Source organism: Nonomuraea sp. NPDC005730 (genome assembly GCF_040630865.1).
Taxonomy (GTDB): Bacteria; Actinomycetota; Actinomycetes; order Streptosporangiales; family Streptosporangiaceae; genus Nonomuraea.
Map to the genome: position 1 here is coordinate 1 of NZ_JBEXYK010000064.1, position 25,703 is coordinate 25,703.

The 25,703-nt window shown below is 73.6% G+C and carries 22 protein-coding genes; 10 read left to right on the forward strand and 12 right to left on the reverse strand.

Features of this window, described 5'->3' with window-relative positions; all coding sequences use genetic code 11:
- Positions 1-90 precede the first annotated feature (90 nt).
- The 5 genes from ABZ444_RS42410 to ABZ444_RS42430 are packed head-to-tail and all read right to left on the reverse strand — an operon-like array spanning position 91 to position 3,373.
- Positions 91-510 (reverse strand): SDR family NAD(P)-dependent oxidoreductase, encoded by a 420-nt coding sequence (locus tag ABZ444_RS42410; protein ID WP_358009691.1) that lies wholly within the window; start codon positions 508-510, stop codon positions 91-93.
- Positions 507-632, reverse strand: a complete 126-nt coding sequence (locus tag ABZ444_RS42415) for an SDR family NAD(P)-dependent oxidoreductase (RefSeq protein ID WP_358009693.1) — start codon at positions 630-632, stop codon at positions 507-509. Before ABZ444_RS42415 ends, ABZ444_RS42410 begins: the two co-directional genes overlap by 4 nt.
- A 40-nt stretch (positions 633-672) precedes the next feature.
- Positions 673-1,317: a response regulator transcription factor gene (locus tag ABZ444_RS42420; protein WP_357971590.1), complete on the reverse strand. Its 645-nt coding sequence runs from the start codon at positions 1,315-1,317 to the stop codon at positions 673-675.
- Complete coding sequence (locus ABZ444_RS42425) at positions 1,281-2,537, reverse strand: histidine kinase (protein ID WP_358009695.1); 1,257 nt, start codon at positions 2,535-2,537, stop codon at positions 1,281-1,283. The genes ABZ444_RS42420 and ABZ444_RS42425 overlap by 37 nt, the downstream gene beginning before the upstream one ends.
- Complete coding sequence (locus tag ABZ444_RS42430; RefSeq protein WP_358009697.1) at positions 2,534-3,373, reverse strand: CPBP family intramembrane glutamic endopeptidase; 840 nt, start codon at positions 3,371-3,373, stop codon at positions 2,534-2,536. The genes ABZ444_RS42425 and ABZ444_RS42430 overlap by 4 nt, the downstream gene beginning before the upstream one ends.
- 200 nt (positions 3,374-3,573) lie before the next feature.
- Here ABZ444_RS42430 and ABZ444_RS42435 point away from each other — a divergent pair, with 200 nt between their 5' ends.
- Positions 3,574-5,451: a serine hydrolase gene (locus tag ABZ444_RS42435; protein ID WP_358009699.1), complete on the forward strand. Its 1,878-nt coding sequence runs from the start codon at positions 3,574-3,576 to the stop codon at positions 5,449-5,451.
- A 12-nt stretch (positions 5,452-5,463) separates the two neighbouring features.
- On the opposite strand, the gene ABZ444_RS42440 is transcribed toward ABZ444_RS42435, so the two are convergent.
- On the reverse strand, positions 5,464-9,240 hold the full coding sequence (locus ABZ444_RS42440) for a protein kinase (protein WP_358009701.1): 3,777 nt from the start codon (positions 9,238-9,240) through the stop codon (positions 5,464-5,466).
- Between the two features lie 201 nt (positions 9,241-9,441).
- Between ABZ444_RS42440 and ABZ444_RS42445 the strand changes: the two genes are divergently transcribed.
- On the forward strand, positions 9,442-10,719 hold the full coding sequence (locus ABZ444_RS42445) for an NAD(P)/FAD-dependent oxidoreductase (protein WP_358009703.1): 1,278 nt from the start codon (positions 9,442-9,444) through the stop codon (positions 10,717-10,719).
- Between the two features lie 45 nt (positions 10,720-10,764).
- Here ABZ444_RS42445 and ABZ444_RS42450 read toward each other — a convergent pair whose 3' ends face one another.
- The 3 genes from ABZ444_RS42450 to ABZ444_RS42460 form a co-directional block, all read right to left on the reverse strand.
- Complete coding sequence (locus ABZ444_RS42450) at positions 10,765-11,748, reverse strand: BtrH N-terminal domain-containing protein (protein ID WP_358009705.1); 984 nt, start codon at positions 11,746-11,748, stop codon at positions 10,765-10,767.
- A 62-nt stretch (positions 11,749-11,810) separates the two neighbouring features.
- On the reverse strand, positions 11,811-13,256 hold the full coding sequence (locus ABZ444_RS42455; RefSeq protein WP_358009707.1) for an MFS transporter: 1,446 nt from the start codon (positions 13,254-13,256) through the stop codon (positions 11,811-11,813).
- A gap of 194 nt (positions 13,257-13,450) precedes the next feature.
- Entirely contained in the window at positions 13,451-14,269 is an 819-nt protein-coding gene (locus ABZ444_RS42460; protein WP_358009709.1) for a serine protease, read from the reverse strand.
- A gap of 203 nt (positions 14,270-14,472) precedes the next feature.
- Between ABZ444_RS42460 and ABZ444_RS42465 the strand changes: the two genes are divergently transcribed.
- On the forward strand, positions 14,473-15,537 hold the full coding sequence (locus tag ABZ444_RS42465) for a serine hydrolase domain-containing protein (protein WP_358009711.1): 1,065 nt from the start codon (positions 14,473-14,475) through the stop codon (positions 15,535-15,537).
- A 50-nt stretch (positions 15,538-15,587) separates the two neighbouring features.
- The gene (locus tag ABZ444_RS42470) at positions 15,588-16,043 is read left to right on the forward strand and encodes a protein-tyrosine phosphatase family protein (RefSeq protein ID WP_358009798.1); all 456 of its coding nucleotides are present in this window, start codon (positions 15,588-15,590) and stop codon (positions 16,041-16,043) included.
- On the opposite strand, the gene ABZ444_RS42475 is transcribed toward ABZ444_RS42470, so the two are convergent.
- Complete coding sequence (locus ABZ444_RS42475) at positions 16,040-17,695, reverse strand: RecQ family ATP-dependent DNA helicase (RefSeq protein ID WP_358009713.1); 1,656 nt, start codon at positions 17,693-17,695, stop codon at positions 16,040-16,042. The genes ABZ444_RS42470 and ABZ444_RS42475 overlap by 4 nt on opposite strands.
- A gap of 54 nt (positions 17,696-17,749) precedes the next feature.
- On the opposite strand from ABZ444_RS42475, the gene ABZ444_RS42480 reads away from it, so the two are divergent.
- Entirely contained in the window at positions 17,750-18,250 is a 501-nt protein-coding gene (locus tag ABZ444_RS42480) for a DUF6789 family protein (RefSeq protein ID WP_358009714.1), read from the forward strand.
- A 7-nt stretch (positions 18,251-18,257) separates the two neighbouring features.
- On the opposite strand, the gene ABZ444_RS42485 is transcribed toward ABZ444_RS42480, so the two are convergent.
- Positions 18,258-18,431: a hypothetical protein gene (locus tag ABZ444_RS42485; RefSeq protein WP_358009716.1), complete on the reverse strand. Its 174-nt coding sequence runs from the start codon at positions 18,429-18,431 to the stop codon at positions 18,258-18,260.
- Positions 18,432-18,805: 374 nt separating this feature from the next.
- Here ABZ444_RS42485 and ABZ444_RS42490 point away from each other — a divergent pair, with 374 nt between their 5' ends.
- From ABZ444_RS42490 to ABZ444_RS42500, 3 genes are all read left to right on the forward strand, one after another.
- Positions 18,806-21,214 (forward strand): PQQ-dependent sugar dehydrogenase, encoded by a 2,409-nt coding sequence (locus tag ABZ444_RS42490; RefSeq protein WP_358009718.1) that lies wholly within the window; start codon positions 18,806-18,808, stop codon positions 21,212-21,214.
- A gap of 26 nt (positions 21,215-21,240) precedes the next feature.
- Entirely contained in the window at positions 21,241-22,989 is a 1,749-nt protein-coding gene (locus tag ABZ444_RS42495) for a CBM35 domain-containing protein (RefSeq protein ID WP_358009720.1), read from the forward strand.
- Between the two features lie 65 nt (positions 22,990-23,054).
- Positions 23,055-23,597 carry an isochorismatase family cysteine hydrolase gene (locus ABZ444_RS42500; RefSeq protein WP_358009722.1) on the forward strand — a complete coding sequence of 181 codons (543 nt, stop codon included), beginning with the start codon at positions 23,055-23,057 and terminating at the stop codon, positions 23,595-23,597.
- On the opposite strand, the gene ABZ444_RS42505 is transcribed toward ABZ444_RS42500, so the two are convergent.
- Positions 23,587-24,423, reverse strand: a complete 837-nt coding sequence (locus ABZ444_RS42505; protein WP_358009724.1) for an alpha/beta hydrolase — start codon at positions 24,421-24,423, stop codon at positions 23,587-23,589. The genes ABZ444_RS42500 and ABZ444_RS42505 overlap by 11 nt on opposite strands.
- A gap of 67 nt (positions 24,424-24,490) precedes the next feature.
- Between ABZ444_RS42505 and ABZ444_RS42510 the strand changes: the two genes are divergently transcribed.
- Together ABZ444_RS42510 and ABZ444_RS42515 are read left to right on the forward strand one after the other, a co-directional pair.
- Positions 24,491-25,042, forward strand: a complete 552-nt coding sequence (locus ABZ444_RS42510) for a helix-turn-helix domain-containing protein (RefSeq protein ID WP_358009726.1) — start codon at positions 24,491-24,493, stop codon at positions 25,040-25,042.
- A gap of 226 nt (positions 25,043-25,268) precedes the next feature.
- Positions 25,269-25,694: an ATP-binding protein gene (locus ABZ444_RS42515; protein WP_358009728.1), complete on the forward strand. Its 426-nt coding sequence runs from the start codon at positions 25,269-25,271 to the stop codon at positions 25,692-25,694.
- Positions 25,695-25,703 lie beyond the last annotated feature (9 nt).

Here is a 25,703-nt window from a genome sequence, read left to right on the forward strand (position 1 = left end):
ACACACCCGGTTCTACGCCGGTCCCCGCGCGGGGGTCCTCACGGACTGCCGGGGGGGCCGGCGCGCCTCCGGGGGCGGCGCGCGGGGCGGTCACCAGGCCAGGGGACCCTCGGCGTCGAAGTAGCCCCCGGTGGGGCCGTCCGGTCCCACCTGGGCCATGCGTACGATGATCTCGGCGCCCTGCTCGACGGTCTGCCGGCCGCTGTTGCCGTTCAGGTCGGTACGGGTGAAGCCGGGTTCGACCGCGTTGATCCGCATCTGCGGGAACGCCTTCGCGTACTGGACGGTGACCATGTTGACGGCCGCCTTCGACGCCGGGTAGGCGACGCCCGGGTAGGCGTGGCCGGGGCTGCCGGGCTCGGTCATCCGGGACAGCGAGGCCAGGCCGCTGCTGACGTTGACGACGACCGGCGCGCCGGATCGCCGCAGCAGCGGCAGGAACGCGTGGAGCACCCGCACCATGCCGAACACGTTCGTCTCGAACGTGCGCCGCATCATCTCGGCGGTCACCTCCGCCGCCCGCGTCCGGCGTCCCGGCCGGCGACGTAGACGGTGTGCCCCGCGGCGACGAGCCGCCGGGCGGTCTCGAACCCGAGCCCCTTGTTGGCCCCTGTGATCAGTGTCGTCGTCATGGGCGCGACGCTAGGGATTCGAGCGCGCTCGAAGTCAAAGTCAGCGTTTGAGGTAGGCCAGGACCGCCAGGACGCGGCGGTTGTCGTCGGCCGAGTGGGCGATGCGGAGCTTGGCGAAGATGTTCGCGGTGTGCTTGGCCACCGCGCTCTCGCTGAAGTGCAGGGCCGCGGCGATGGCGACGTTGGACCTGCCCTCGGCCATCATCTCCAGCACGTCGAGCTCGCGCGGGGTCAGGCTGCCGATCATGCCGCGGGCCTGGCTGCGGGACAGCAGCTTGGTGATGACCTGGGGGTCCATCACCGTGCCGCCCGCCGCGACCCGGCGTACCGCGTCGACGAACTGGGCGGTGTTGGTGACCCGGTCCTTCAGCAGGTAGCCCACCGCGCCGTCGCCGGTCGCCAGCAGCTCGTTGGCGTAGAGCTGGTCGACGTACTGCGACAGGACCAGGACGGGCAGGCCGGGACGCCGGCGGCGGGCCTCCAGCGCGGCCTGCAGCCCCTCGTCGGTGTACGTGGGCGGGAGCCGGACGTCCACCACGGCGACGTCCGGCTCGTCCTCCAGCAGCGCCCGCAGCAGGGACGGGCCGTTGTCGACCGACGCCACCACCTCGCAGCCGTGCTCGCGCAGGGTCCTGGTCAGCCCGTCCCTCAGCAGGAAGAGGTCTTCGGCGAGGACAACGCGCACGGGATCTCCAGGGTCGCAGTGGTCGGCCCGCCGGGCGGGCTGTGCAGGGTCAAGACGCCGTCGAAGGACTTCAGGCGGCGCCGGAGCCCGCGCAGCCCGGTGCCCTTGGCCGGGTCGGCGCCGCCACTGCCGTCGTCGGTGACGGTGGCGCGCAGACGCCGCCCGTCGTGGTCGAGGACGATGGCGACCTCCCGGGCGGCGGCGTGCTTGGCCGCGTTGGCGAGCAGCTCGCCGACCGCGAAGTAGGCCGCCGACTCGACCGGCGGGGGAAGCCGGCCGGCCAGCCGGGCCTCGACGTGGACGTCGAGGAAGCTGTCCAGCGCCAGCGACCTGACGGCGTCGCCGAGCCCCCGGTCGGCCAGCACCGGCGGCTGGATGCCGTGCACCAGGTTGCGCAGGTCCTCCAGGGCGCGGGCGGCGGTCTCGCCCACCTCCAGCAGCAGCGTGCGGGCGGCGGCCGGGTCGCTGTCGAGGAGCCGGGTGGCGCTGTCGAGGGTCAGGCCGAGGGAGACGAGCCGGGCCTGGGCGCCGTCGTGCAGGTCGCGCTCGATGCGCTGCAGCTCGGCCGCCTGCACGTCGAGCACCTGGGCCCGGGTGTCGGTCAGGTGGGCGATGCGCCGGGCCATCTCGGCACGGCGCGGCACCGACAGCAGCAGCCGGGTCCAGCGCGCGTGCAGGCGCAGGACCGGCGGGGCCAGCAGGAGCCCGGCAGCCATGAAGGCGACCCCGAGCACCACGGCCGCCAGCATCGTCGGAGTGTCGCTCACCGGGACGAACGCGTACCAGTTGCCCCCGCCGAGCAGCGGCCACATGAACGGCTGCACCAGCGCGCCGAACGCGCCGTACCAGAGGCAGGCGAGCGGGACCGCGACGAGGGCGCCGCCGATCCACGGCTCCAGCCAGGCCCAGGCCAGGTCCCGCCAGAACCCCTCGGCGGCCAGGATCGCCCCGGCCCGCCTGCGCCTGCTCCAGGACGGGTCGCCGGCGAACGGCTCGGCCGGGGCGACGCGCGTGCCCGTCCACCGGGCGGCGTGGTCGCGGGCGCGGTCGGACAGCGAACGCAGCGCCCTGGCCCCGGGCCCGAGCAGCCAGAAGCCGGCCCCGACCGGCAGCAGGACGAGAGCCAGGACGACGAACGCCCCCACCGCCGACACCGCCACGGCGAGCAGCCCCGCGAGCTGGCAGCGGGCCATGGCGGCCGGCCTCCCCTTCCCCCTCATCGAACGTGGATTCTAGCCGGTGCCCTCCACATCCAGAGCAGGGCCGCCAGCAGGCACGTCACGCCGAACAGCGCGATCGGCGCGAGCGCGCCCGCCTCCTCGTCCATGAACAGCAGCAGGCCGAGGTTGACCAGCGTGTGGAAGCCGCCGGCCAGCAGCAGCCGGTGGCCGCGCAGCCGTTCCAGGGCCAGCCCCATCACCACCGACATCGACACCGTCGCCAGCAGGAACGCGGCCGCGTACAGCGGCGGCCGGCCGAACACCGGCACGTGCCAGGCACCCCACAGCAGGCCCACCACGACCGACGCCGTCAGCGGGCCGGTACGGCGGCGCAGCAGCGGCTGGAGCAGGCACCGCCAGCCGATCTCCTCGGCGCACGCCCCGACCAGCTGCGCGACCACGATCAGCGCGAACGGGCTGCTCAACGCCCCCGGTGCGGTGAAGCGCGCGTCGCCGGTCAGCAGGCCGTACGCCCCGGCGCTGAGCCCGACGATCAGCAACGCCGTGCCCTGCAACGCCACCCCGGCGAGACCGGCCCGCCCCCGGGTCCCGGACAGCGCCGTCCCGCCGCCACGCCCCCGGGCCCCGGACGGCGCCGAACGGTCGCCACGGCCCACGGCCCCGGTCAGCGCCTCGCGGGCGATGCGCGGCCACAGCAGCGCGACGACCGCCACGGCCAGGGCCGGGCCGAACTGGGTCAGCTGGATGACCACGGGCGGGATCGGCGTGCCCGCCTGCGCCGTGCCCAGAACGCCCGACGCCACGAGCGCGACGGCGACGAACACCCCGACCGGCGCCAGCACGCCACGGGCCGTCCTGCTCTCTGTCTGCACCATGTGCTCTCACTTTTTCGTCGATCCGGTAGAACGAGGACGACGATGCCGCCCGCCGCGCGCCCGGTCACTGCACCTGTCCCCCGGGCCGGGGTGGACCCAGGTACACCCCCCGGCCCGCGCCGGAGCCGGTCGCGGTTGGCCCTGGCCGGACATCTCTGCCAAGATCACCGTGTTTCGCCCCGCCTTGACCGAGGAGCCCTGTGGACAGGAGACGTTTTCTCACCCTGACCGGTGTCGCCGGACTGGCGGCCGCCACAGTGCCGGCCATGGTGCCCGCCGGGCCCGCCTTCGCGGCGGCCTACCCGTCCGCGGACGCGGGGCTGACCGCCGAGGCGCACGCCAAGCTGGCCGAGCTGGCTCCCTACGGCGTCACGGCGCTGGCCTTCACGCCGTCCGGCGGCTGGGTCATGGTCACGCAGGACGGGCGGTACTTCGCCCGCGGCATCCCCGACGCCTGCTTCACGGAGCTGGGGGCGCTGGTCAAGGCCGGCCGGAAGGTCAACGCCATCGCCTTCCCGCCGGAGGGCGGCGACCGCTGGGTGATCACCACCGACAAGGGCGTGTCGTCCCGCGGCCTGCCCACGGCGTGCCTCAGCCGGATCAAGGCGTACTACACCGCCGGGCAGCAGGTCGTGGACGTGGCCTTCCCGCCCGCCGGCGGCGACCGCTGGGCGGTCGTCGCGTCCGGCGCCTTCCAGGCGAACGGCGTGGACGACGAGTGCTACCAGATGATGCGCAACCTGACCCAGGGCGGCCGCCGGCTGACCCGCGTCGCCTTCCCCGAGGCGGGCGGCTGGGCCCTGGTCGCGCAGGACGAGTTCCACGCCCGCGGCGTCGACGACGCCTGCTTCGCGAAGATGAGGTCCCTGGCCGGCGGCGGCTGGCAGCTGCACAACCTGGCCTTCGCGCCGGGCGGCGGCTGGGCGCTGTGCTCCAGGGGCAAGGCGCCCGCGCTGCCCGCCGACCGGGTGCGCCAGTTCGAGAACGCGGTCGGCGGCTCGACCATCTGGCAGCGGATGAGCGCGTACAAGACGCCGGGCGTGGCGGTCGCGGTGGTCGTCGGCAACAAGATCGCCTGGTCCACCGGCTACGGGCGGCTCGCCGCCGGCGGCGCGCCCGCCGCGCATCCGGAGAGCGCGCCCGCCGCGCATCCGGAGAGCGCGTTCCAGGCCGCCTCCATCAGCAAGGCCGTGACCGCGGTGGGCGTGCTGCGCCTGCTCCAGACGCGCAAGATCGCGCTCACCGCCGACGTCCGGCCGCATCTAGGCTGGACGCTGCCGGCCCGTTCGTGCGTGTCGCCGACGGCGGTACCGACCGTCGAGCAGCTTCTGACGCACCGGTCCGGGGTCGTCGGGCGCGGCTCCACCTCGCCCGCCGGGGCCTGCTCCGGTTTCGACGCCGGCGGCGGCGGCTTCGCCGGGTACGGCGCCGCCGCCACGGTCCCGTCACTGCTCCAGATCATGAACGGCGAGGGCAACTCCCCCAGGATCGAGCTGTCCACGGAGCCGGGCGCCGAGTACCACTACTCCGGCGCCGGGTACGTGCTGCTGCAGCGCATGGTGGAGGAGCTGACCGGCAGGTCGCTGGCCGACTACATGGGCCAGGAGGTGTTCGCCCCGCTGGGCATGGCGGGCAGCTCGTACGCGCTCTCCCCCGCCTTCGAGCTCGCCTCCGGCCACACCTCCACCGGGACGGTGATCCCGGGCGGCCACAACCGGTATCCCGAGTCCGCCGCCGCCGGCCTCTACACGAACGTGCTCGACCTGTGCCGCCTGGTGTCGTACCTCAACCGGGCCTGGACCGCCACCGGCGACATCGCCGGGCCGCTCACCCGCACGTCGGTGCGCACGCTGCTCACCGAGGGCCCGCAGCCCGGGATGGGACGCGGGCTGTTCGTCGCCGGCTCCGGCACCCGGAACTTCTCCTACACCCACGACGGCTCCAACTACGGCTTCAAGTCGGTGTTCAAGGGCTATCCGGAGCTCGGCGCGGGCTACGCCGTGCTGGCCAACGGCAACGACACGGCGCTGGTGAACGAGATCGCCGCGGCCGTCAGGTCGGTCTACGGCTGGGCGTAGGGCACGGCGGGGTCAGGCCGGCCCCTTCTCCAGCTCGGACAGGCGGCCGACCAGCTGGGCGGCGGTCGGCCGCAGGGCGGGGTCCTTGGCGAGGGCCTCGGTCAGCAGCGGGCGCAGCAGCGCAGGAGCCGCCTCCACGTCCGCCCTGCTCTCCACGATGTTGAAGAAGATCTTCTCGAACGAGCCCTCGCCGAAGGGGTTCCGGCCGGTGGCCGCGAAGAGCAGCGTGGCCCCCCAGGCGTGCACGTCGGCCGGCGCCCCCGCCTTCTCCCCCGAGATGATCTCTGGGGAGAGGTAGCCGGGAGTGCCGACGAACATGCCGGTCATGGTGAGCCTGGTGGAGTCGACGGCCTGGGCGATGCCCAGGTCGATCACGACGGGGTCGCCGTCCGCCAGCAGCACGTTGCTCGGCTTCAGGTCGCGGTGGACGACCCCCGCCGCGTGCATGGCGGCCAGCGCCTGCGCCATGCCCCGCCCCACGCGGATCAGGGCGGCGGCCTTCAGCGGCCCGTCCCGGCCGACCAGCTCGATCAGGGACGGGCCGGGCACGTACCGGGTCACGATGTAGGGCGGGTCGCCGGTCACGTCCACGTCGACGACCTCGGCCACGTGGTCGTCGCGGACCAGGCGCATCGCCTCGACCTCCCGGGCCAGGCGCCGCCGGGCGAGGGCGTCGCCGGCCACGTCGGGACGTAGCATCTTGATCGCCACCTGCCCGCCCCCCGGCTCGACGGCGAGGTGCACCACGCCGGTGCCGCCCTCGCCCAGCCTGCGGACCAGCCGGTAGGGGCCGAGACGTTCACCGCGCGGGCCGTCGGCCGGCGCGCCGGGATGCTCGTCCTCCAGGCGCATCCAGCGTGACCGGCCGAGGGTGACGGTGGTGCCGGGCCGGATCGTCACCGGCTCGTCCGGCGGGAGGTCCTGGGCCGCGGCCTCGCCGGGGATCCGCAGGCGGGTGCCGTGGGCCGAGCCCAGGTCGATCACGTTGACGTCCCAGCCGTCGAGCTTGACCCGCAGGTGGTGGCGGGAGACCGTGCTCTCGGGGTCGGCCAGCTTGACCGGGCGGGCCCTGCCCGCGACCACCTCGGGGGCCGTCTCCGGGGAGCGGCCGAACAGGTAGGTGGCGTCGAGACGGAGCGTCGTCCCGTCGTCGAGGACGAGCGTCCCGAGCGACGGCCGGGGGCCCTTGTGCGGCACGAGCGTGCGCTTGAGCGGGCGGCCGCACACCACGCAGTTGGCCACGCGGGGATCGTTGAAGTGCCCCTTCTTGCAGTCGACGCCGTACACCCGTACGTCGTCCTGGGCGACGTCCGGCAGCGGGACGGTCTCCTCAGCGGGCCGCCGGACGGGGCCGGGCGTGTCCGGCAGGCGGAGCGCCCGGCCCTCGGGGGTGCCGGCCAGGGCGGTCAGCAGGTCGGCGGGGTGCTGGAAGCGCTCGTCCGGCCGGCTCGCCGTCGCCCTGGCGATGATGTCCCGCAGGTGGGGCAGGCCGGTCAGGGCCGACAGGTCGACCCGCCCGCCCAGGATCGCCGCGATGACCGCGGGGATGCTGCTCTCGCCCGGGTACGGCGACTGCCCGGTCAGCGAGAAGTACAGGAGCACGCCGAGCGAGTAGAGGTCGGACCTGATGTCCACCGCCTCGTTCCGCACGGCCTCGGGCGACATGTACGCGGGCGTGCCGACGATGGCGTCACCGGGGCTGGTGATCTCGGCCGCTTCCCTGCTCTTGGCGATGCCGAAGTCGACGATGACGGCGTCCTTCGACGGTTTCATCATGATGTTCGACGGCTTGAGGTCGATGCGGGTGACCCGGCGGCCGTCCAGGTAGGTGAGCGCCTCGGCGAGCTGGGCGCCCAGGCGGACCGCGTCGGCGGGGCTCAGCGGGCCCTGCTGGCGCACGATCTCGCTGAGCGTACGCCCTTCGACCAGCTCCATCACCAGGATCGGCCGGCCCTCGTCGTCCAGGGCGACGTCGTAGGTGCGGACGATCCTCGGGTGGTCGAGCTGGATGGCGATGGCGGCCTCCCTGCGCAGCCGCGCCTCCCCGTCGGGGTTGCCGGAGGGGAAGCGGCGCGGCACCTTCACGGCCACGTCCCGGGACAGCACGATGTCCCGGCCCCGGTAGACGGTGCTCTGGCCGCCCTCGCCGATGAACTCGACCAGCTCGTACCGGGCGCCGACGGTACGCAGCACCGACTCGACCCCGGCCGCCCCCGGGCCCGGCTGCTTCGGGGGGACCACCGTGACGTCGCGAGCCGGGACGCGCAGGAACATGTCGAGCGCGGCCCGTTCGCCCTCGTTCCCGAGGGCGATGCCGAGCAGGGTGTGCTTCAGCCCGTCGGCGAGCTTGTACGACACCAGCCGCGCGTCGGGTTCGCCGCCGTAGTTCGTCGCGTCCGGCCTGCCGGGGTCGCGGGCCACGGTCAGCACGCCGTGCACCTCCAGGTGCAGCAGCAGCCGGTCGACGCCGGCCCTGCCGACGTGCAGCAGCGGATCGAGCTCGGGCTGCTCGGCCGAGCCGACGATGTCCAGCGCGGTGAACGTGTCGCCCTGCCTGCGCAGGATCCAGTCCACGATGTAGTAGCCGGTGAGCCGCCACCGGTCCTCGTCGATCGGCACCCGGAAGAGCCGGTCCTGGCCGCTCTGCCGGAAGAAGAGCTCCAGCAGCTCCTCCAGCCGGGCGTAGAACGCGACGCGCTGCTCGTCCTGGTCGCCGATGACCAGGAACGGCCGCTCGCCCTCCCACCTGACCAGCTCGCCGAACTCCTGGAGCAGCCGGCGGGGTATGCCGCGCGCCTTGAAACGCAGGTAGCGGGCCAGTTGCTCGAACTCGGCCGGCCGCTCGTCGAGCACCGCGTCCAGCAGGCGGTCGGGCGCCTCCCAGGAGCAGGGGACGTAACAGCGCCAGGCGAAGACGCTCTCGTAGACGCTGTTGCCCCGGCTGGTGTCCCTGACCACGTGGTCGTGCAGGTCGGGGCCGGCCACCACGAGGAAGTGCGCGCCCTGCGTGGTGAGCGTGTTCTTGAGGCTGCCCAGCAGCCGTTCGATCTCGTCGAGGCCGGAAGGGCTCGCGGTGAGCTTGTCCACCTCGTCCAGCACGATGATCAGATGCACCCGCCGCGGCCCGCGGGACCACCGCCGCCATCCGCGCCGCCGCGCCGGCTGCCTGGCCAGCAGGTTGATGATGCGCGCCAGGTCGTGCTCGACGTCGGTGTCGGAGTAGGTCAGGTACGAGGCCTCCAGCGCCAGCGAGCGGGTGCGTTTGCCGGACAGGCTGCCGCTGGGGCTCAGCCACCCGGCCGGCCCGGTCAGCTTCTTGGCCGCCGGGCCCATGCCGACGTTGAACGTCGCCGTGCGCTCGGAGGCGTCCGACTGCGTCTGCTTGAGCCCGAACGAGGTGCGCACGTGCGCGAGCAGCAACGCGCGCCGCGCGCCCGCGTCGAGGCGTTGCAGCACCCGCCGGTCGTGCAGGGTCTCGTAGGTCCGCCTGACCACGGCGAAGAGCAGCTGGTCGGGGGTCATGGGGCGGGCGACGTTCAGCGAGACGGGCACGACGAGCTCGTCGCGGGGACGGCCGGCGGCGATCTCCGCCACCGCGCGCATGACGACCGTGCTCTTGCCCACGCCGCGGAACCCGGTGACGAGGAACGTGCCGCCGCGCGACCAGTGGAGCCGCTGGTTCAGCTCGTCGACGAGCTCGGCGTTCCCCAGCAGCGGCATCGACTGCTCGTCGTGCCGCAGCGGCTCGTGGATGTAGCGGAAGGAGCCTTTGAGAGGAACCCTCAGCATTCTCACCCCTCGTTCGGCGGAGCAGATCCCCTGGGACAAACGAGGGCGCCGGATCATGGGTTCCCCCGCGAGTACCGTACGCGCCGGCGGCGCCGTTCGCCGCCGTATGCCGCCGCCGGATCATGGTCGGCGCACGCCCGCCGCACGCCCGCCGCACCGTCGCCGCGTCTGAGCTGCGAGGTCGCGGGTAGGGCCCCTGGCATGGACAACGAGCGCAGAACGGCGGGGGCCGTCATCGTCGTGGGGGCCGGGATGGCGGGACTGGCCTGCGCGGTGCGGCTGCACGAGGCCGGCGTGCCGGTACGGGTGCTGGAGGCGTCCGACGGGGTGGGCGGCCGGGTGCGCACCGACGTCGTGGACGGGTTCCGGCTGGACCGCGGCTTCCAGGTGTTCAACACCGCCTACCCCGAGGCCCGCCGGATGCTCGACCTGGACGCGCTCGACCTGCGCCCGTTCGCCTCGGGCATGATCGTCCAGGGGACGCGGGCCAGGGCCAGGGTGATGTTGCCGTGGCGGCATCCCCGGCACGCGCTGAGCGGGCTGCTGACCGGCCTCGGCACGCCGCGCGACGACGCCGTGCTCGCCGCCCTCACGGCACGCGACCTGCTCCTGCCCGCGTCCCGGCTGCGTGGCGGGCCCGACCGGCGCACCGACGACGAGCTGCGTGCCTGGGGCATGTCGGAGAAGATGATCGACTGCCTGATGCGTCCCTTCCTGGCCGGGGTGCTCCTGGAACGCGACCTGGAGACCTCCAGCCGGATCTTCCACCTGTTCTGGCGGTCGTTCGCGCGCGGCACCATCGCGCTGCCCGCCCTCGGCATGGGCGAGATCCCGCGCCGGCTCGCCGACCGGCTGCCGCCGGGCACGGTCACGTTCGGCGCCCGCGTCACCGAGGTGAGCCCCGGCGGCGTGCGGCTCGCCGACGGCGCCACGGTCGGGGGCCGGGCGGTGGTGGTGGCCGCCGACCCGCGGGCCGCGGGCCGGCTGCTGAGCGAGATCGAGACGCCGGAGATGCGTGCGGTGACCACCTTCTACCACGCCGCGCCCCGCTCCCCCATGCGCGAGCCGATCCAGATCGTGGACGCCACCGGCGCCGTCACCGACACCCTGGTGCTCACCGACGCGGCCCCCGGGTACTCCGCCGACGGGCGGGCGCTGGTGTCCACGTCGGTCCTGGGCCTGGCCGACGACGAACGCCCGGTCCGCCGGCGCCTGACCGACATCTACGGCGACACCTCCGGCTGGGAGCACGTGGCGACCTACCAGGTGCCGGCGGCGCTGCCGGCGATGCGGCCGCCGTACCCGCTGCGCAGGCCGGTGCGGCTGCGCGCCGGCCTGTACGTGTGCGGCGACCACCGCGACACCGGCTCGCTCCAGGGGGCGCTGGTGTCCGGCCGGCGCGCGGCCGACGCCGTGCTCGGCGACCTTCCGTCGCTGCGCGCGGACAGCCTGGCCGCCCTCGACCGGGCGGCGCTCTAGCGGCCCGCGCTCACAGCCCGTCCAGGGTGCTCCGGCGGCCCGGGGTCACAGCTCGCGCAGCGCCAGCATGGCGTCCCGCTCGATGCGCGCGAGGTCGTGCAGGACGGCCCCGGCCTGCTCCAGGTACGCCGCCTCGCGCCCCTCGCCGGCCTTGGCGACCAGGGCGGCCACCTCCGTCCACAGGGCGGCGGCCTCGGCGTACAGGCGGTGGCCGGCGCGCAGGCGGTCGTCGTCGACGAATCCGGCGCACTCGCCGAGGAAGTCCCGGTAGAGGGCGCGGAACAGGCCGCCGCCGGTGCCGCCCTTCTCCATGAGGAGGGCGGCCAGCGACAGGTCACGCGCGGGCTCCGCCACGCGGTCCAGCCACCCGGGCACCAGGCGGGCGGCCTTGTCGATGCCGCGGTGGCCCAGGTTGGCGATGGGCGCGGCGAGGAACGCCTCGGCGCACGCCCTGATCGCCGGGACGGCCCGCTCCCGCCAGGCGGGCGGGCCGCCCGGCAGGGTGAGGGTGAAGGAACGGTTCCTGGCGGTCATCGGGCCGCGTTCGGCCCGCGCCGCCGCCAGGCTGTCCCGGCTCGTCCGCACCGCGCCGCCCTGTTGCGCGGTGTCCACCAGGTACGCCTGCCGCTCGTCGTAGCCGTACATCGCGACGACGTGGCCGCCGAAATGCACCTTCGACCCGAAGTAGTCCAGGTGGTGGCTGTCGAGCTGGAGGCCGACCGGCAGGCCCTCGTCGATGCGGGCGGCCACGTTCTCCCAGGCCCTGCGGGCCGAGCCGGTCTCGGCCACGTCCAGGGTCAGCCCGAGCCTGGCGGCCAGGTTCCTGGTGAGCTCGAACGGCTTGACCCGGCCGCCCAGGAACGGGACGTCCATGCCCTTGGCGTCCCAGTAGACGAAGGACAGGCCCGAGCCGAGCCCGAACAGCATGGGCTCGGACAGGTCGAGCCCCTGGTGACGCAGCAGCACCCCCAGTGCCGTCGTCTCGCAGTGCTCCATGCCGCGAGCCTCGATGCCTTCCACGATGGTCATGCGTCGCTCTCCTCTGGCCGGTCCGATCATCGGGCGCGGGGCCGCCGGCCGGTCCGGCCCCGTCAAGCAGCCTGCCGCCTCCCACGGGGGGAGAGTCCATCGTCCCGCTCCCGCCGCGCGGCCCGGTGGGCGGTGAGGGCGCCGGTCGCGCAGAGGGCCGCGAAGCCGAACAGCACGTACCGGGCCGAGTCGAGCATGGAGGCGCCGCCGAGGTTGACCAGGATGCCGGCGACCGCCGTGCCGAACGCGATGGACAGGCTGGTCACGGTGGCGATCGCCGCGGCCGCCCGGCCGCCCTCGGCCGGGTCCGGCGTGCTGGTCAGCACGGCCACGGACAGGTGCGGGTAGGCGAGGCCGATCCCCGCGCCGGCCGCGAACAGCACCGGCACCCAGACCAGCACCAGCCATCCCGGCGGGTCCGTACGCTGCACCAGCCCCTGGACGAGCAGGCCGGCCGCGAGCAGCAGCGGACCGGCCACCCGCAGCCGCCGCACCACACGCCGCCCGGCCACGGACGAGCTGCCGATCTGGGTCGCCGACCAGCCGAACGAGACGGCCGCGGCGAAGAACCCGGCCACCAGCGGCGGCAGCCCGGCCAGCCGCTGCGCGAACAGCGGCAGGAACGACTCGACCGCGACCCCGAAGGTCAGCACCCCGATCGTCAGGTAGACCCACTTCAGCGACGAACCCCGCCGGTAGGTCTCCGCCGGGAGGACCCGGTGCTCGCTGCGCCGCTCGTGGACGACGAACCCCACGGCCGCCAGCAGCGCCACCGCGAGGACGGCGGTCTTGGCGAGCGTGCCGGTCACGACCGCCGCCACGCTCACCGCCCCCGCGACCGCCGTCACCAGCATCGACGAGCCCACCGGCACCCGCACCCGGCCGGCGCCGCCGCCGCGCGGCGCCTCGCCTCCGCCGCGCAGGGCACGCGGGACGATCAGGCCGCAGCCGGCCCCGATCACCGCCATCGCCGCGAACGCCGGCCGCCACGCCCCGAACTGCGCGAACAGCCCGCCGAGCGCCGGGCCGGCGAAGTTGCCGACGCCGTACATCGCCGACATGAGCGCGGTGCCGCGCGTCCAGAGCCGGGCCGGCAGGGCCGACCGGACGACGGCGAACCCGAGCCCCGACAGCAGCCCGGCGCCCAGCCCCTGCACCCCGCGCGACACCAGCAGCACCGCCATCGCCGGGCTCACCGCGCAGGCCAGCGAGCCCACGGTGAACGTGGCGAACCCGGCGAGGTAGGAGCCGACGGTCCCCCACACCGACAACGACCGGGCGGTGAGCATGGTGGCGATCACCATGGCGACCAGGTAGACCGTCATGTTCCAGGCGTAGAAGCTCGCCCCGCCGAGCTCGGCCACCGCGGTCGGCAGCAGCCCGGCCGCCAGGTAGATGTTGATCGCGCCGGCGAGCACTCCCCCGGCCGGCACGACGGCGGCCCCGAGATGCTCCCGTCCCAGCAGCTCCCGCCAGGTGGCGGGGACGTCCTGCGCGGGAACGCTCATCCCCGCACCTCCGCCGTGCGGGTGTGCGGGAACGGGGACGGGGACGGGACCGGTGTCCCGTGAACGAGCTCGGTTTCGGTTCTCATGACTTCAAGGCTGTCGTTGAACCGCTCCCGGAAGCTTTGCGCCGGCTGCCGCGGGCGGCGCTGGGCCACCGGGCGGCCGGCCCTCAACCGCCGGTAGAGCCCCGCCGGTCAGCTGTACGCGCGCATCGTCCGGACCAGCCACTCCGCGTACGCCGGCACGCTGGTGTACAGACCAGGACCTTCCGCACAGGACGGGCTCTTGGCACCGGGCCCCGAGGTGACCCCGATGAGCTCCCATCGGCCGTTCCTGCCCCGCTGCAGCTGCGGGGAGCCGGAGTCGCCGTTGCACGCCATGGCCTTGGGCACCCGGCTGACCGTGCACAGCCGGGTGCCGCTCGCGTATCCGGGCCCGCACTCGGACGGGGCGCCCATGCGCGTGTCGAGCTGGTTGAGCCGCGGGGACATCTTCCAGTCGGCCGGGTCGGGCTTGGACTCGGTGACGCCGAAGCCGATGATCCGGGTCGGGGTGCCGGGCCGTCCCGGCCGCGCGGCGATCGGGACGGCCTTCTGGTCGACGGGACGGTCCAGGCGGACCAGGGCGATGTCGTTCCTGTTGGGTGTGTTCTGGGAGTAGCGGGGGTGGAGCACGGCCTGGGCGATCTCGCGCACCTCCCCGCCGGACTTGCGCAGGTCGCTGCCGACCCGGACGGTTCCCTTCGGGATCGACCCGACCTCCATGTCCAGGCAGTGGGCGGCGGTCACCACCCACTGCGGCGCGATCAGCGCCGCTCCGCACACGCCGTCCTTCAGCCCCAGGGCCGGGGCCGAGATCGGGATCGAGGCCATGAACGGGTACGCCTCCGTGGCCTTCCCCCCGTTGACGATCGCGCCGGCGGCGCCGGCGGTGACGGCGAGACAGGCCGCGCCCGCCACGGCGACGACGGCGGAACGGCCCAGGACACGACTCAGCGATTTACTACTAAACAACGGATTTATCCATTTCAGTGCGTGATTACGATGAAAACACGCTATCTGCGAAGAATTCGCCCGCATCAGTACGCCAGCACGCCAACTCGCGGTAGGGACAACCCCCCTCACGACGCGCCGCGCGGGCGGCTGTGGTTTTCCGCAGCAGGACTGGGCGGAGCACCGCATTCCGCCGTACGGCCGATCTTCCTAACGTTGACCGCATGATGCAGACGATGATGAACGTGCTGGTGGCGGCGACGATGGCGGCGGGCGGCCAGGGCGCCGGAGTGGGCCAGGAGCTGAACAGGATCGTGGCGGGACAGGGCGCGACGGCGGCCCTCGCCCGGGTCACCGACGAGCGCGGCACCTGGTCGGGCTCGGCGGGCGTCCGCGACGTCGAGCGCGGCGGACGCCCCTCGCCGGGCGGCTACTTCCGGATCGGCAGCGTGACCAAGACCTTCGTCGCCACCGTGGTGCTCCAGCTCGTGGACGAGGGCAGGCTGAAGCTGGACGACCCGATCGGCGACCACCTGCCCGGCCTGGTCCCCGGCGGCGACCGGATCACGGTCCGCGGCCTCCTCGACCACACCAGCCACCTGTACGACTACATGAGCGAGCCCGGCTACTCCACCAACCGCTGGCGCGGCGAGGCCCGCTTCCGCTCCTACCGGCCGGGCGAGCTGCTCAAGGTGGCCTTCGCCAAGAAGCTCCCCGACGACGGCAAGTGGCACTACTCCAACACCAACTACGTGGTGCTCGGCCTGCTGGTGGAGAAGCTGACCGGCCGCACGTACGGCGAGGAGGTCGCCCGCCGGATCCTGCGCCCGCTGGGCCTGCGCCACACGCTGGTCCCCGGTGACCGGGCGGGCCTGCCGTCCCCCCACGCCAAGGGGTACGAGCCGATGCCCGCCCTCGTGGACGCCACCCGCATGAACCCCTCGCTGGACTGGGCCGCGGGAGAGATGATCTCGACCACCGCGGACCTGGAGCGGTTCATGTCCGCCCTGCTGGGCGGCAGGCTCACCAGCGCCGCCTCCCTGAGGGCCATGCGCACGACCGTCGAGACGGGCGCCGGGTTCCGCTACGGGCTCGGGCTGCAGGCGTACGCGCTGCCGTGCGGCACGGTGTGGGGGCACAGCGGGGAGCTGATCGGCTACCTGACGTTCGCGTTCCGCTCGGACTCGGGCAAGTCGCTGACCCTGTCGCTCAACCCCTCGACCAGGAACCCGTCCACGGCGGAGATCATGGGGATGGCCGTCAAGGTATTCTGCGGGACCGCGGGATGAGCAGGCCCCTGGGACCACGAGGAGGATCCGTGACGACTCCGACGAACGGCATGACGGGCGAGCCGCCGCTCGCGGGCGCCTTCCGGCTCCCGGACGGCGCCTGGATCCGCGGCCGGGGCCTGCGCCACCCGCTGCCGGACGGCCCGGCGCCCGGCTTCGGCCTCTACCTCGGGTCGGCGCGGCTGACCCGCCGCCACGAGGACGCGCTGCGCTGGCCGCACGCGTGGATCGAGTGGCCCGACTTCCTGCTGCCCCGCGACCGCGACGCGGCCGTGCAGCGGATCCGCGACCTGCACCGGCGGGCGCGGGAGGGGGAGGCGGTCGAGGTGGCGTGCGGGGGCGGCGTGGGCCGCACCGGCACGGTCGTCGCCTGCCTCGCCGTCCTGGCCGGCCTCGACCCGGCCGACGCCGTCGCCTGGACGCGCGAGCACCACCACCCCCGTGCGGTCGAGACCCCGTGGCAACGCCGCTGGATCCTGCGCTTCCCCGGCCCGGCGCGGCGCTAGGAGCGGATCTCCGGCGTGGGTGTCGGAGACCCGGTCGCTCGTCCGGACTCGGTCAGGAGGTTCTCGTCGAGGACCACGTCGAGCTGGAGCTCTCGGTATCCGGCGTCCTCGAACAGGACCGTCAGGCGGTCCTCGCCGCGCTGGATGACCTGGCCGGGCCCCCACGCGCGGTGCTCCACCCGGGCGTGCAGCGGGAAGGGGCCGCTCTCCCGGGGCGCCCGCTCGGCGGTCCCGGCGCGGCAGGTGTCGCAGTTGCCGCAGTTGTCGGCGAGCTCCTCGCCGAAGTAGCCGAGCAGGAAACGCCGGCGGCAGTCGGTGGTCTCGGCGTAGCGGCGCATCATCTCCAGCCGGCTGCGGTCGACGTCCCGGCGGCGCTCGGCCAGCTCCCTGGCGCGGCTCGCCGCCGCCCGGGGATCGAGGCCGGGCACGGGATCGACCTTGCGGGTGCCGAGCCGTACCGCGCCGGCTCTCTCCAGCAGGTCCAGCAGCGCCGTCAGGCGGCGCGCCGACAACCCGGCGCGTTCGGCCAGGGCCTTGCGGTCGCTGCCGGGGCCGGATTCGGCGACCGCCTCGGCGACCCGGGCCAGCCGCTCCTCGTCGGGCGTCCCGCCGGTGAAGAACCGCTGCACCCCCAGGTCCTCTGGCCGGTAGAAGAGCACGGCGTCGGCCGGCTCGCCGTCCCGGCCCGCCCGGCCGATCTCCTGGTAGTACGCGTCCGGCGAACCGGGGATCTCGGCGTGCAGGACGAAACGCACGTCCGGTTTGTCGATGCCCATGCCGAAGGCGTTGGTCGCGACCACGACGTCCAGGTCACCGGCCATGAAGCGGTCGTGCACCGCGTCCCGTTCGGCCCGGCGCAGCCCGGCGTGGTAGGCGGCGGCCCATACGCCGGCCTGCGCCAGCAGCCCGCTCAGGCGGCCGGTCTGCCTGCGCGAGGTCGTGTAGACGATGCCGGGCTGCTTCGCCGCCGCGACGGTCGTGACGATGTCGGCGGCGGGGTCGTCGAGCGCCCGGCGCACCTCCAGCGAGATGCTGGGCCGGTCGAACCCCTGGACGATCTCCACCGGCGCACGCATGCCCAGCCGCTCGGCGATCTCCGCCCGTACCGGCGGGGCGGCGGTCGCCGTCAGCGCCGCGACGACCGGACGGCCGAGCGCGTCGGCCACCGCGCCGAGCCGCAGGTAGTCGGGGCGGAAGTCGTGCCCCCAGGCCGAGACGCAGTGGGCCTCGTCCACCACCATGAGCGAGGGGGCCGCGGCGGCCAGCTCGCGCAGGACGTCGGGACGGGCGAGCTGCTCGGGCGCGCAGAACAGGAACTCAGTCTCCCCCGCCCGCAGCGCCTGGAACGTCTCCGCCCGCTCAACGGCCCGCGTTCCCGCGTCCAGGCTGACGGCCTCCTCGTCGCGGTCGCGCAGGGCCTCGACCTGGTCACGCTGCAGGGCGATGAGCGGCGAGACCACCAGGGTCGGGCCGCGCAGCAGCAGCGCCGGCACCTGGTAGATCGCCGACTTGCCGCTCCCGGTGGGCATCACCACCAGCGTGTCCCTGCCCTCGGCCAGGGCCGTCATCGCCCGGAGCTGGCCGGGCCGCAGGTCGGTCAGGCCCAGCGCCTGCCTGGCCACCCGCTCGCATGCCGCCGCCGTGTCGCCCATCCGGTCCTCTCTGGTCGGGGAAGACCGTCCTTCCTGCCCCGCCGGGCGGCCGGCATGTCAGCCGCCGCCCGTTTCCTGCGTCCCGTCCTGGGCACCGGGCTTCGCATGCGCAACCTCATGAAGGGCGCCGCGGGCGGCGCCGTGGCGACCGCGGCGATGAGCGTGGTGATGCTCGCCGGCAGCCGGGCGGGCCTGATGGAGGACCAGCCGCCGAAACGCATCGCGCGGGCGTTGCTGCCGGGCCACCGGCATCGCCCCAAACCGGGCGAGGGGGTCGTGGGGGCGCTGGCCCACCTGGGCTTCGGCGTCACCGCCGGAGCCCTGTTCGGCCTGCTGACCCGCGGGCGCCGCACCCCGTCCGCGCTGGGCGTCGGGTACGCGCTGACGATCTGGATCGCCAGTTACCAGGGCTGGATCCCGGGCCTGGACATCCTGCCGCCGGTCTCCCGCGACCGGCCAGGCCGCCCCGCGGTGATGGCCCTCGGCCACGTGGTCTACGGATCGGCCCTCGCGGCGACCCTGAACCGCCTCAACGCCCGTACGGACCCCCGATGAGCGGGCGTCATCGCGGCGGGAGCCGCAGCTCGAAGACGACCCGATCGACGCCGGGACCGTCGTAGTCCGGGACGGGCCCGGTGACCGTGAAGCCCATCGCGGCGTGGAAGGCGACGGACGCGCTGTTGGCCGGAGAGGTGATCGCCCTGACCCGCTCGCGCCCGTCGGCCGCGGCGAGCACGAAGAAGCGCCGGTAGAGGCGGCGGGCCGCAGCCGCGGCTCCCCGGCGTCGTTCTGGTCCATGATCACGTATCGTCGCGGCATCGCCGGGCGGCCGTCCAGCCGCCCGGGGGCGAGCGTTGATGTCGGTTTCCGAGCCACATGGTTCCGGCCTCCCGGCGTCCGGCGACGATCACAGATCCGACCTCACACCTGCTTCAGACATACATCCCCGGTAGATATCTGTCCACGGCCGCCCGTACCTCCGATGTCTCATCCAGGCCGAGTTAGTAAAGTTTCCTAAAGTTGGATCGTTCCAAGATCGACAACTTGTTGACGGGTGTGACTCCCTGTGGGAACACGATGAAAAGCCGCTCACCCCCCAGGAGCCACCCGATGAACTCGTGGAAGCCCCGGTTATGCGTCCTCGCGCTGGTCGCGGGCGCGCTGGCCGTGCCCGCCGGCCCCGCCGACGCCGCCCCCACCCGGTACGAGGCCGAGAACGCGACGCTCTCGCAGGGAGCCGTCGAGTCCAACCACACCGGCTACTCCGGCAGCGGCTTCGTGAACGGTGACAACGTCGCCGGCTCCTACACGGAGTGGACCGTCGACGCGCCCGGCGCCGGGACCGCCACGCTGGCCCTGCGCTACGCCAACGGCACCACCGGCGACCGACCCGCCGACCTGGCCGTCAACGGCTCGGTCGTGGCCGCCTCGCGCGCCTTCGCCCCCACCGCGAACTGGGACACCTGGGCCACGGTCACGCTGACCGCCCAGGTCAAGGCGGGCCCCAACACGATCAGGGCCACCGCCGCCACCGCCGGAGGCAACCCCAACTGGGACTATCTCGACGCCGACGTCCAGGTCAGCGGCTTCACCGACTACCAGGCCGAGACCGCCACGATCGCGCGGGGCGTCGTGGAGTCCAACCACGCCGGCTACACCGGCTCCGGCTTCGTCAACTACGACAACGCGACAGGCTCGTACGTCGAGTTCCAGGTCAGCGCGGCGGCCACCGGCCCGCAGAGCCTGACCTTCCGCTACGCCAACGGCACCACGATCGACCGGCCGATGAGCGTCTCGGTGAACGGCTCCGCGAGCACCCGTTCCTTCCCCGGCACCGGCGCCTGGACCACCTGGAACGAGGTCACGCTCAACGCCACCCTGAACGCGGGCGCCAACACCGTACGGGCCACCGCGACCACCGCGGACGGCGGCCCGAACCTCGACCGGCTGCGCGTCAGCGGACCGGCCGACACCCAGAAGCCGACCGCGCCCGGCCAGCCGGTGTGCTCCGAGATCACCCACAACAGCCTGAAGCTGGACTGGCCGCCCGCCACGGACGACATCGGCGTCGTGGCCTACGACATCTACCAGCAGGGCCAGCTCATCGCCACCGCCCCCACGCCGCCGGCCACGCTGACCGGGCTGACCCCGGACTTCGGCTACCAGCTGTCGGTGTTCGCCCGGGACGCCTCCGGCAACGTCTCGCTGAGCAGCCCCGAGGCGGCCTGCCACACGCTGCCCGCGCCGCCGGACGACCCGCCCTCGCCGCCGGGCCGGCCCGCGGTCAGCGGCGTGCAGCCCACCTCGGCGACCGTCACCTGGGCCGCCTCCACCGACGACGGCGGCGTGCGCGCCTACCTGGTCCGCGACCACGCCTCCGGCGCCGTGCTGGCCACCGTCGCCGGCGCACCGCCCGCCACGACCGCGAGCGTGCCGCTGGAGTGCGCGCGCACCTACCAGCTCGACGTCGTCGCCCGCGACACCGCCGGCCAGCTCTCCGCGCCGAGCCCGGCGTCGGCCTCGTTCACCACGGGCGGTTGCGGCACCGTGCCCCAGACGCCGACGTCCGTCGCGGGCGGCTGGGACGTGCCCTGGGACGCCTCCTGGACGCCGGACGGCTCGTTCGCGCTGGTCACCGAGCGGGACACGTTCAAGGTGTTCAAGGTGACACCTTCGGGCACGAAGACGCAGGTCGGGACCGTGCCGAACGTGCAGACCACCGACGGCGAGGGCGGCCTGATGGGCCTGGACCTCTCCCCCACCTGGAACGGCACGACCGACCAGGAGGTCTTCTTCATGCACACCGCCGCCGAGGGCAACCGCATCGCGCGGATGAACTTCAACGGCAGCACGCTCAGCGGCTACACCACGATCCTCCAGGGCATCGACAAGAACCGCTACCACAACGGTGGCCGCATCAGGTTCGGCCCCGACGGCTACCTGTACGCCACCACCGGCGACGCCCAGCAGTCGGGCAACGCGCCCAACCTGAACTCGCTCAACGGCAAGATCCTGCGCCTCACCAGGACCGGCGCCGCCGCGCCCGGCAACCCGTTCGGCACCCGCGTCTACAGCTACGGCCACCGCAACCCGCAGGGCCTGGCCTGGGACTCCGCCGGCCGCCTGTGGTCGTCGGAGCTGGGCAACTCCGCGCGCGACGAGCTCAACCTGATCCAGCCCGGCAAGAACTACGGCTGGCCCACCTGCGAGGGCACCTGCACCACCTCCGGCATGACCAACCCCAAGTACACCTGGGGCGTCGCCGAGGCCTCGCCGAGCGGCATCGCGATCGTCGGCAACACGGTCTTCATGGCGGCGCTGCGCGGGCAGCGGCTGTGGCGCATCGTCCTGAACGGCGAGAACGTCTCGACCGTCAACTCCTACTTCAACGGCACGTACGGCAGGCTGCGCGTGGTCGAGAAGGTGCCGGGCGCCGCCGCCATCTGGTTCGGCTCGACCAACTCCGACAACAACGGCGACGGCAGCGCCGACACCATCCGCCGCTCCGCCATCCAGTAGCCCCCGACGCCCCGAGGAAGAGAACCGTGCTCGTATCCCGCTTACGCAGCCTCGTCCCGGTCGCCGCCGCGTGCCTGGCCGTCTCCGCGCTCGTGGCGCTGCCCGCGCGCGCGGCGACCGTGCGCTACGAGGCCGAGAACGCCACCAACGTCCAGGGCGCCGTCGAGGCGAACCACGCCGGGTTCTCCGGCACCGGCTTCGTCAACAGCGCCAACACGGCCGGCCCGTACACGGAGTGGACCGTCGACGCCCCGGCGGCCGGCACCGCCACCCTGGCCATCAGGTACGCCAACGGCACCGGCTCGGCCCGCACCGCCGACGTCTCCGTCAACGGCACGGTCGTGTCCGCCGGGCGTTCGTTCGGCGCGACCGCGAACTGGGACACCTGGGCGACCTCCACCCTCACCGCCGCCCTGAACCGGGGCGACAACAAGATCCGTGTCACCGCGGCGTCCGCGGGCGGCAACCCCAACCTCGACTTCCTGGAGGCCACGACCGCCGCCGCCCCGGCCACCGAGTACCAGGCCGAGGCCGCGACGCTGACGGGGGCGAGCGTGGCCACCAACCACACCGGCTACACCGGCGCCGGTTTCGTCGACTACGTCAACGCCCCCGGCGGCTCCGTCGAATGGTCGGTCAACGTCGCCGAGGCCGGCAGCCACACGCTGACCTTCCGCTACGCCAACGGCACCGCCGCCGGCCGCCCGATGGACGTCGCCGTCAACGGCGTCACCGCGGTGACCGGCCTGGCCTTCCCCGGCACCGGCAGCTGGGACGCCTGGGCCGACGCCCGCGCCACGGTGACGCTGAACGCCGGCGTCAACACCGTGCGCGCGACCGGGACCGGCGCCGACGGCGGCCCGAACGTGGACCGGTTGTCGGTCAGCGGCTCCGGCGGCGCCGACGGCCAGGCGCCCACCGTGCCGGCGAGCCCGCGGGTGACCGGCGTCTCGGCCACCGGCATCTCGCTGGCCTGGACCGACTCCACCGACAACGTGGGCGTCACCGGCTACCGCGTCCATGAGGGCACGGCCGTGGTGGCGACCTCGCCCACCGCGAGCGCCACGGTGGCGGGGCTGGCCGCCGGGTCCACCCACACGTACACGATCACGGCGGTGGACGCGGCGGGCAACGAGTCCGGGCACAGCGCCGCGGTCACCGGCACCACGACCGGCGGCACCGGCGGGCCCACCGCCGACCAGCTCCTCGCCGAGCTCACCTCGTGCTCCCAGATCTCCAGCGGCAAGTACAAGACCGACTCCGACGTCTCCTCCGGGACCGTCGCGGTGTGCGGCAAGACCGGCGGCGTGTTCTGGAAGGGCGACCTGGACATCGACTGCGACGGCGTCCGGACCGCCCAGTGCAACGAGAGCACCGACTGCTGCTTCCAGGCCGAGACGTTCTGCCACACCACCTCGGACACGCCGCTCAACGCGGCGCAGCTCCCGTACGTGGTGGTGCCGAGCCCCAGCTCGATCTGGGACTACCGGACCAAGGGCATCGGCTGCGGGACGGTGGTGGCCGTCATCTACAACGGCCAGGTCGAGTACGCGGTCACGGGCGACACGGGCCCGTCGGGGATCATCGGCGAGGCCTCCTACCGCACCGCCGCCGACCTGGGCATCAACCCCGACCCGAGCAACGGCGGCACCGACTCCGGCGTCACGTACATCGCGTTCACCGGCTCCGGGACGAAGGTGGCGGCCATCGAGAACCACGACCAGGCCGTGACGCTGGGCCGGACCCTCGCCCAGCGGTTCGTCGACGACAACTGACCAACCCCCGCCATGCCCCGATTTGTCCAGGATAAAACGGCAGGTAGCTGGACAGGACAGGGGTTATGGCAAGATCTGCGCTGGTCGTCATCGACATGCTGAACCCGTACGAGCACCAGGACGCCGAGCGGCTCGCCCGGCAGGTGGAGCCGGTCGTCGAGCCGCTGGCGGACCTGGTGGCGCGGGCCGGCGAGCGGGACGACGTCGAGCTGGTGTACGTCAACGACAACTACGGCGACTTCGCCGCCGACCGGCGGGAGATCGAGGAGCGGGCGATGAAGGGCCGGCGGCCCGATCTGGTGCAGCCGGTCCTGCCGCCGCCGGGGTGCGCGTTCCTGCCCAAGGTGCGGCACAGCGCCTTCTTCGGCACGGCCCTGGAGTACCTGCTGTCGCGGAGCGGGGTCGAGCGGGTCGTCCTGGCCGGGCAGGTGACGGAGCAGTGCGTGTTGTACAGCGCGCTGGACGCGTACGTGCGGCACTACGAGCTGACCGTGCCGCCCGACTGCGTGGCGGCCATCCATGGTGATCTCGGGCAGGCGGCGCTGAAGATGATGGAACGCAACATGTCCGCCCGGCTCACCCCGTCCGGCGACTGCTTCACCCGATGAGCCGGGCCGTGCGGTCGGCGACGAGGTGCGGCTGCTCGGCCTGGACCAGATGGCCCGAGAAGACGTCCTCGTGGTGTCCGTCGGGCAGGCCGTCGGCGTAGCGGCGCTGGTGCTCGCGGTTGGCGGCGTGCTGGCGTTCCCGCCCCCGGGCGGCGCGGGTCACCGACAACACGATCGTCGGGCAGCGCGGAGGCCGCGGCGGTCGCGCCCGGAACTCCGGGATCGCGGCGGCCACGGCCCGGATCTCCTGCCGCGTCCGAGCGACCCCGGTGGGGGTGAAGTCCTCGGCGAGCATGGTCCGGTAGGTGTCGGCGGGGAACAGCCGCCGGACGTTCCCACTGAACAGCCGCGCCAGGGGACGGAACCGGCTGAGCGCCTGCGTCACCGCCATCATGCGGTCGACCCGCGCGGCGGTCCGGTCCCAGGTGTCGTACACCGGCGAGGTCTCCGGCAGGACGTCGGCCAGCAGCAGCCCCCGCAGCCGGGGCCCCAGCAGCTCGGCGGCACGGCGCGCGACCAGCCCGCCCATGCTGTGCGCGACCAGCACGAACTCCCCCGGCACGACGGCCTCGGTCATCGCGACCAGGTCGGCCGCCAGGTCGTCGATGCCGAGCGGCCCGGCGGCGGGGCCGCTGCGCGCGCGCCCGGCGCGGTCGTAGGTCACCAGCCGCGCCCTGCTCGCCAGCAGCGGCGTCACCGCGTCCCAGCAGGTGCGCCCGCATCCGCCGCCCGCCTCGAAGACCACCGGTAAGTGGCCTTCACCGGTCTCCTCGACATAGACGTGCCGCCCGTTCACCGGCACCGTCCGCCCCGGCACGTTCCGCATGCCGCCTCCTCCGCGAACCGAACGTTTTCATTTTGGATAACGGTATCTCATATGAAATCGTTGGGCCATGGACCCTGTCGAGCAGCTGCTGCACCCCGTACGGCTGCGCATCGTGCACGCCGTGGCCGCCGCGGGCACGATGACGATCGCGCAGCTCTGCGCCCGCATGCCCGAGGTTCCCAAGATCACGGTCTACCGCCAGGTGGCGCACCTGACCGAGGGCGGGTTCCTGGAGGTCGAGGGCGAGCAGCGCGTACGCGGCGCCACCGAGCGCCGCTACCGGCTGCGCCAGGACCGTCCCGCGATCGACGCGGGGGCCGCCGCCGCGATGTCGCTCGACGACCACCGCAGGGGGTTCGCCGCCGCCATGGCCGTCCTGATCGCCGAGTTCGACGCCTACCTGCGCCGCGAGGGCGCCGATCCGGTCGCCGACTCGGTCAACTACCGGCAGGGCACCGTGTGGCTCAGCCCCGGCGAGCTCGCCGCGATGCTGGCCGACCTGCTGGCGGTATTGGGCGACCGGCTGGGCAACGCCCCGGCCCCCGGCCGCGTCCCCTACCTGCTCAGCGCGATCCTGTTCCCCTCCGGCGACCCGCCCGCGCACGGGACCGGCCGGTAGCCCGCCGGGACGTCACGCCGTCCGGGCGGGCAGGGCCTCGATGTCGTGCCGCCTCCCCAGGCCGGGTTGCCCTCATCCTGGGGAGGCTCGGCACACCCCCGGAGGGCTTTCAGGGATTTTCCGGTCGAATGTCGTATCAGGGTGCTTAGGATTTGCTCACTGACGGATGAGTGGCTTCACTTCGCACTCCGCTCGTCGCGGCGGGGGGCCGGTACCGACCAACGGGATGAATCAGGCGGTGACCATGGGCGAGTCCTTCGGGCTGCACGTGCCGATCGGTACGAACCTGGCTCATCTGCGTGGCCTGGTAAGCGCTTTCGCCCTGGAGGCGGGGCTCGACAGGCAGCGGGTGGAACGGCTGGTGCTGGCGGTCAGCGAGGCGGCCGGCAACGTCCTGGAACACGCCCAGGCGCCCGGCACGGTGAGCGCCCGCAGCGACGAGGACGGCGTGACGGTGCACGTGATCGACGAGCGCGGCACCCTGACGCACGCCCACCTCGACCGCGTCCCGGCCTGGCCGCCGCAGCGCGGCATGGGCCTGTGGATGATGCAGCGCCTGTGCGACCGGGTGACGCTCGACCATCCGGACGGCCGCTCCCGGCTGGAGCTGTTCATGCGCCGCGCCCCCGCGGACGAGGACGGGCAGCGGTGAACCCCTACT

Bases quoted from the DNA above. Each gene is read 5' to 3' on its own strand.
- ABZ444_RS42445 (WP_358009703.1), top strand. From the start codon at position 9,442: ATGGACAACGAGCGCAGAACGGCGGGGGCCGTCATCGTCGTGGGGGCC.
- ABZ444_RS42465 (WP_358009711.1), top strand. From the start codon at position 14,473: ATGATGCAGACGATGATGAACGTGCTGGTGGCGGCGACGATGGCGGCG.
- ABZ444_RS42515 (WP_358009728.1), top strand. From the start codon at position 25,269: ATGAATCAGGCGGTGACCATGGGCGAGTCCTTCGGGCTGCACGTGCCG.
- ABZ444_RS42490 (WP_358009718.1), top strand. From the start codon at position 18,806: ATGAACTCGTGGAAGCCCCGGTTATGCGTCCTCGCGCTGGTCGCGGGC.
- ABZ444_RS42510 (WP_358009726.1), top strand. From the start codon at position 24,491: ATGGACCCTGTCGAGCAGCTGCTGCACCCCGTACGGCTGCGCATCGTG.
- ABZ444_RS42475 (WP_358009713.1), bottom strand. From the start codon at position 17,695: ATGGGCGACACGGCGGCGGCATGCGAGCGGGTGGCCAGGCAGGCGCTG.
- ABZ444_RS42470 (WP_358009798.1), top strand. From the start codon at position 15,588: ATGACGGGCGAGCCGCCGCTCGCGGGCGCCTTCCGGCTCCCGGACGGC.
- ABZ444_RS42505 (WP_358009724.1), bottom strand. From the start codon at position 24,423: ATGCGGAACGTGCCGGGGCGGACGGTGCCGGTGAACGGGCGGCACGTC.
- ABZ444_RS42455 (WP_358009707.1), bottom strand. From the start codon at position 13,256: ATGAGCGTTCCCGCGCAGGACGTCCCCGCCACCTGGCGGGAGCTGCTG.
- ABZ444_RS42430 (WP_358009697.1), bottom strand. From the start codon at position 3,373: ATGGTGCAGACAGAGAGCAGGACGGCCCGTGGCGTGCTGGCGCCGGTC.
- ABZ444_RS42500 (WP_358009722.1), top strand. From the start codon at position 23,055: ATGGCAAGATCTGCGCTGGTCGTCATCGACATGCTGAACCCGTACGAG.
- ABZ444_RS42480 (WP_358009714.1), top strand. From the start codon at position 17,750: ATGTCAGCCGCCGCCCGTTTCCTGCGTCCCGTCCTGGGCACCGGGCTT.
- ABZ444_RS42415 (WP_358009693.1), bottom strand. From the start codon at position 632: ATGACGACGACACTGATCACAGGGGCCAACAAGGGGCTCGGGTTCGAG.
- ABZ444_RS42425 (WP_358009695.1), bottom strand. From the start codon at position 2,537: ATGAGGGGGAAGGGGAGGCCGGCCGCCATGGCCCGCTGCCAGCTCGCG.
- ABZ444_RS42450 (WP_358009705.1), bottom strand. From the start codon at position 11,748: ATGACCATCGTGGAAGGCATCGAGGCTCGCGGCATGGAGCACTGCGAG.
- ABZ444_RS42440 (WP_358009701.1), bottom strand. From the start codon at position 9,240: ATGCTGAGGGTTCCTCTCAAAGGCTCCTTCCGCTACATCCACGAGCCG.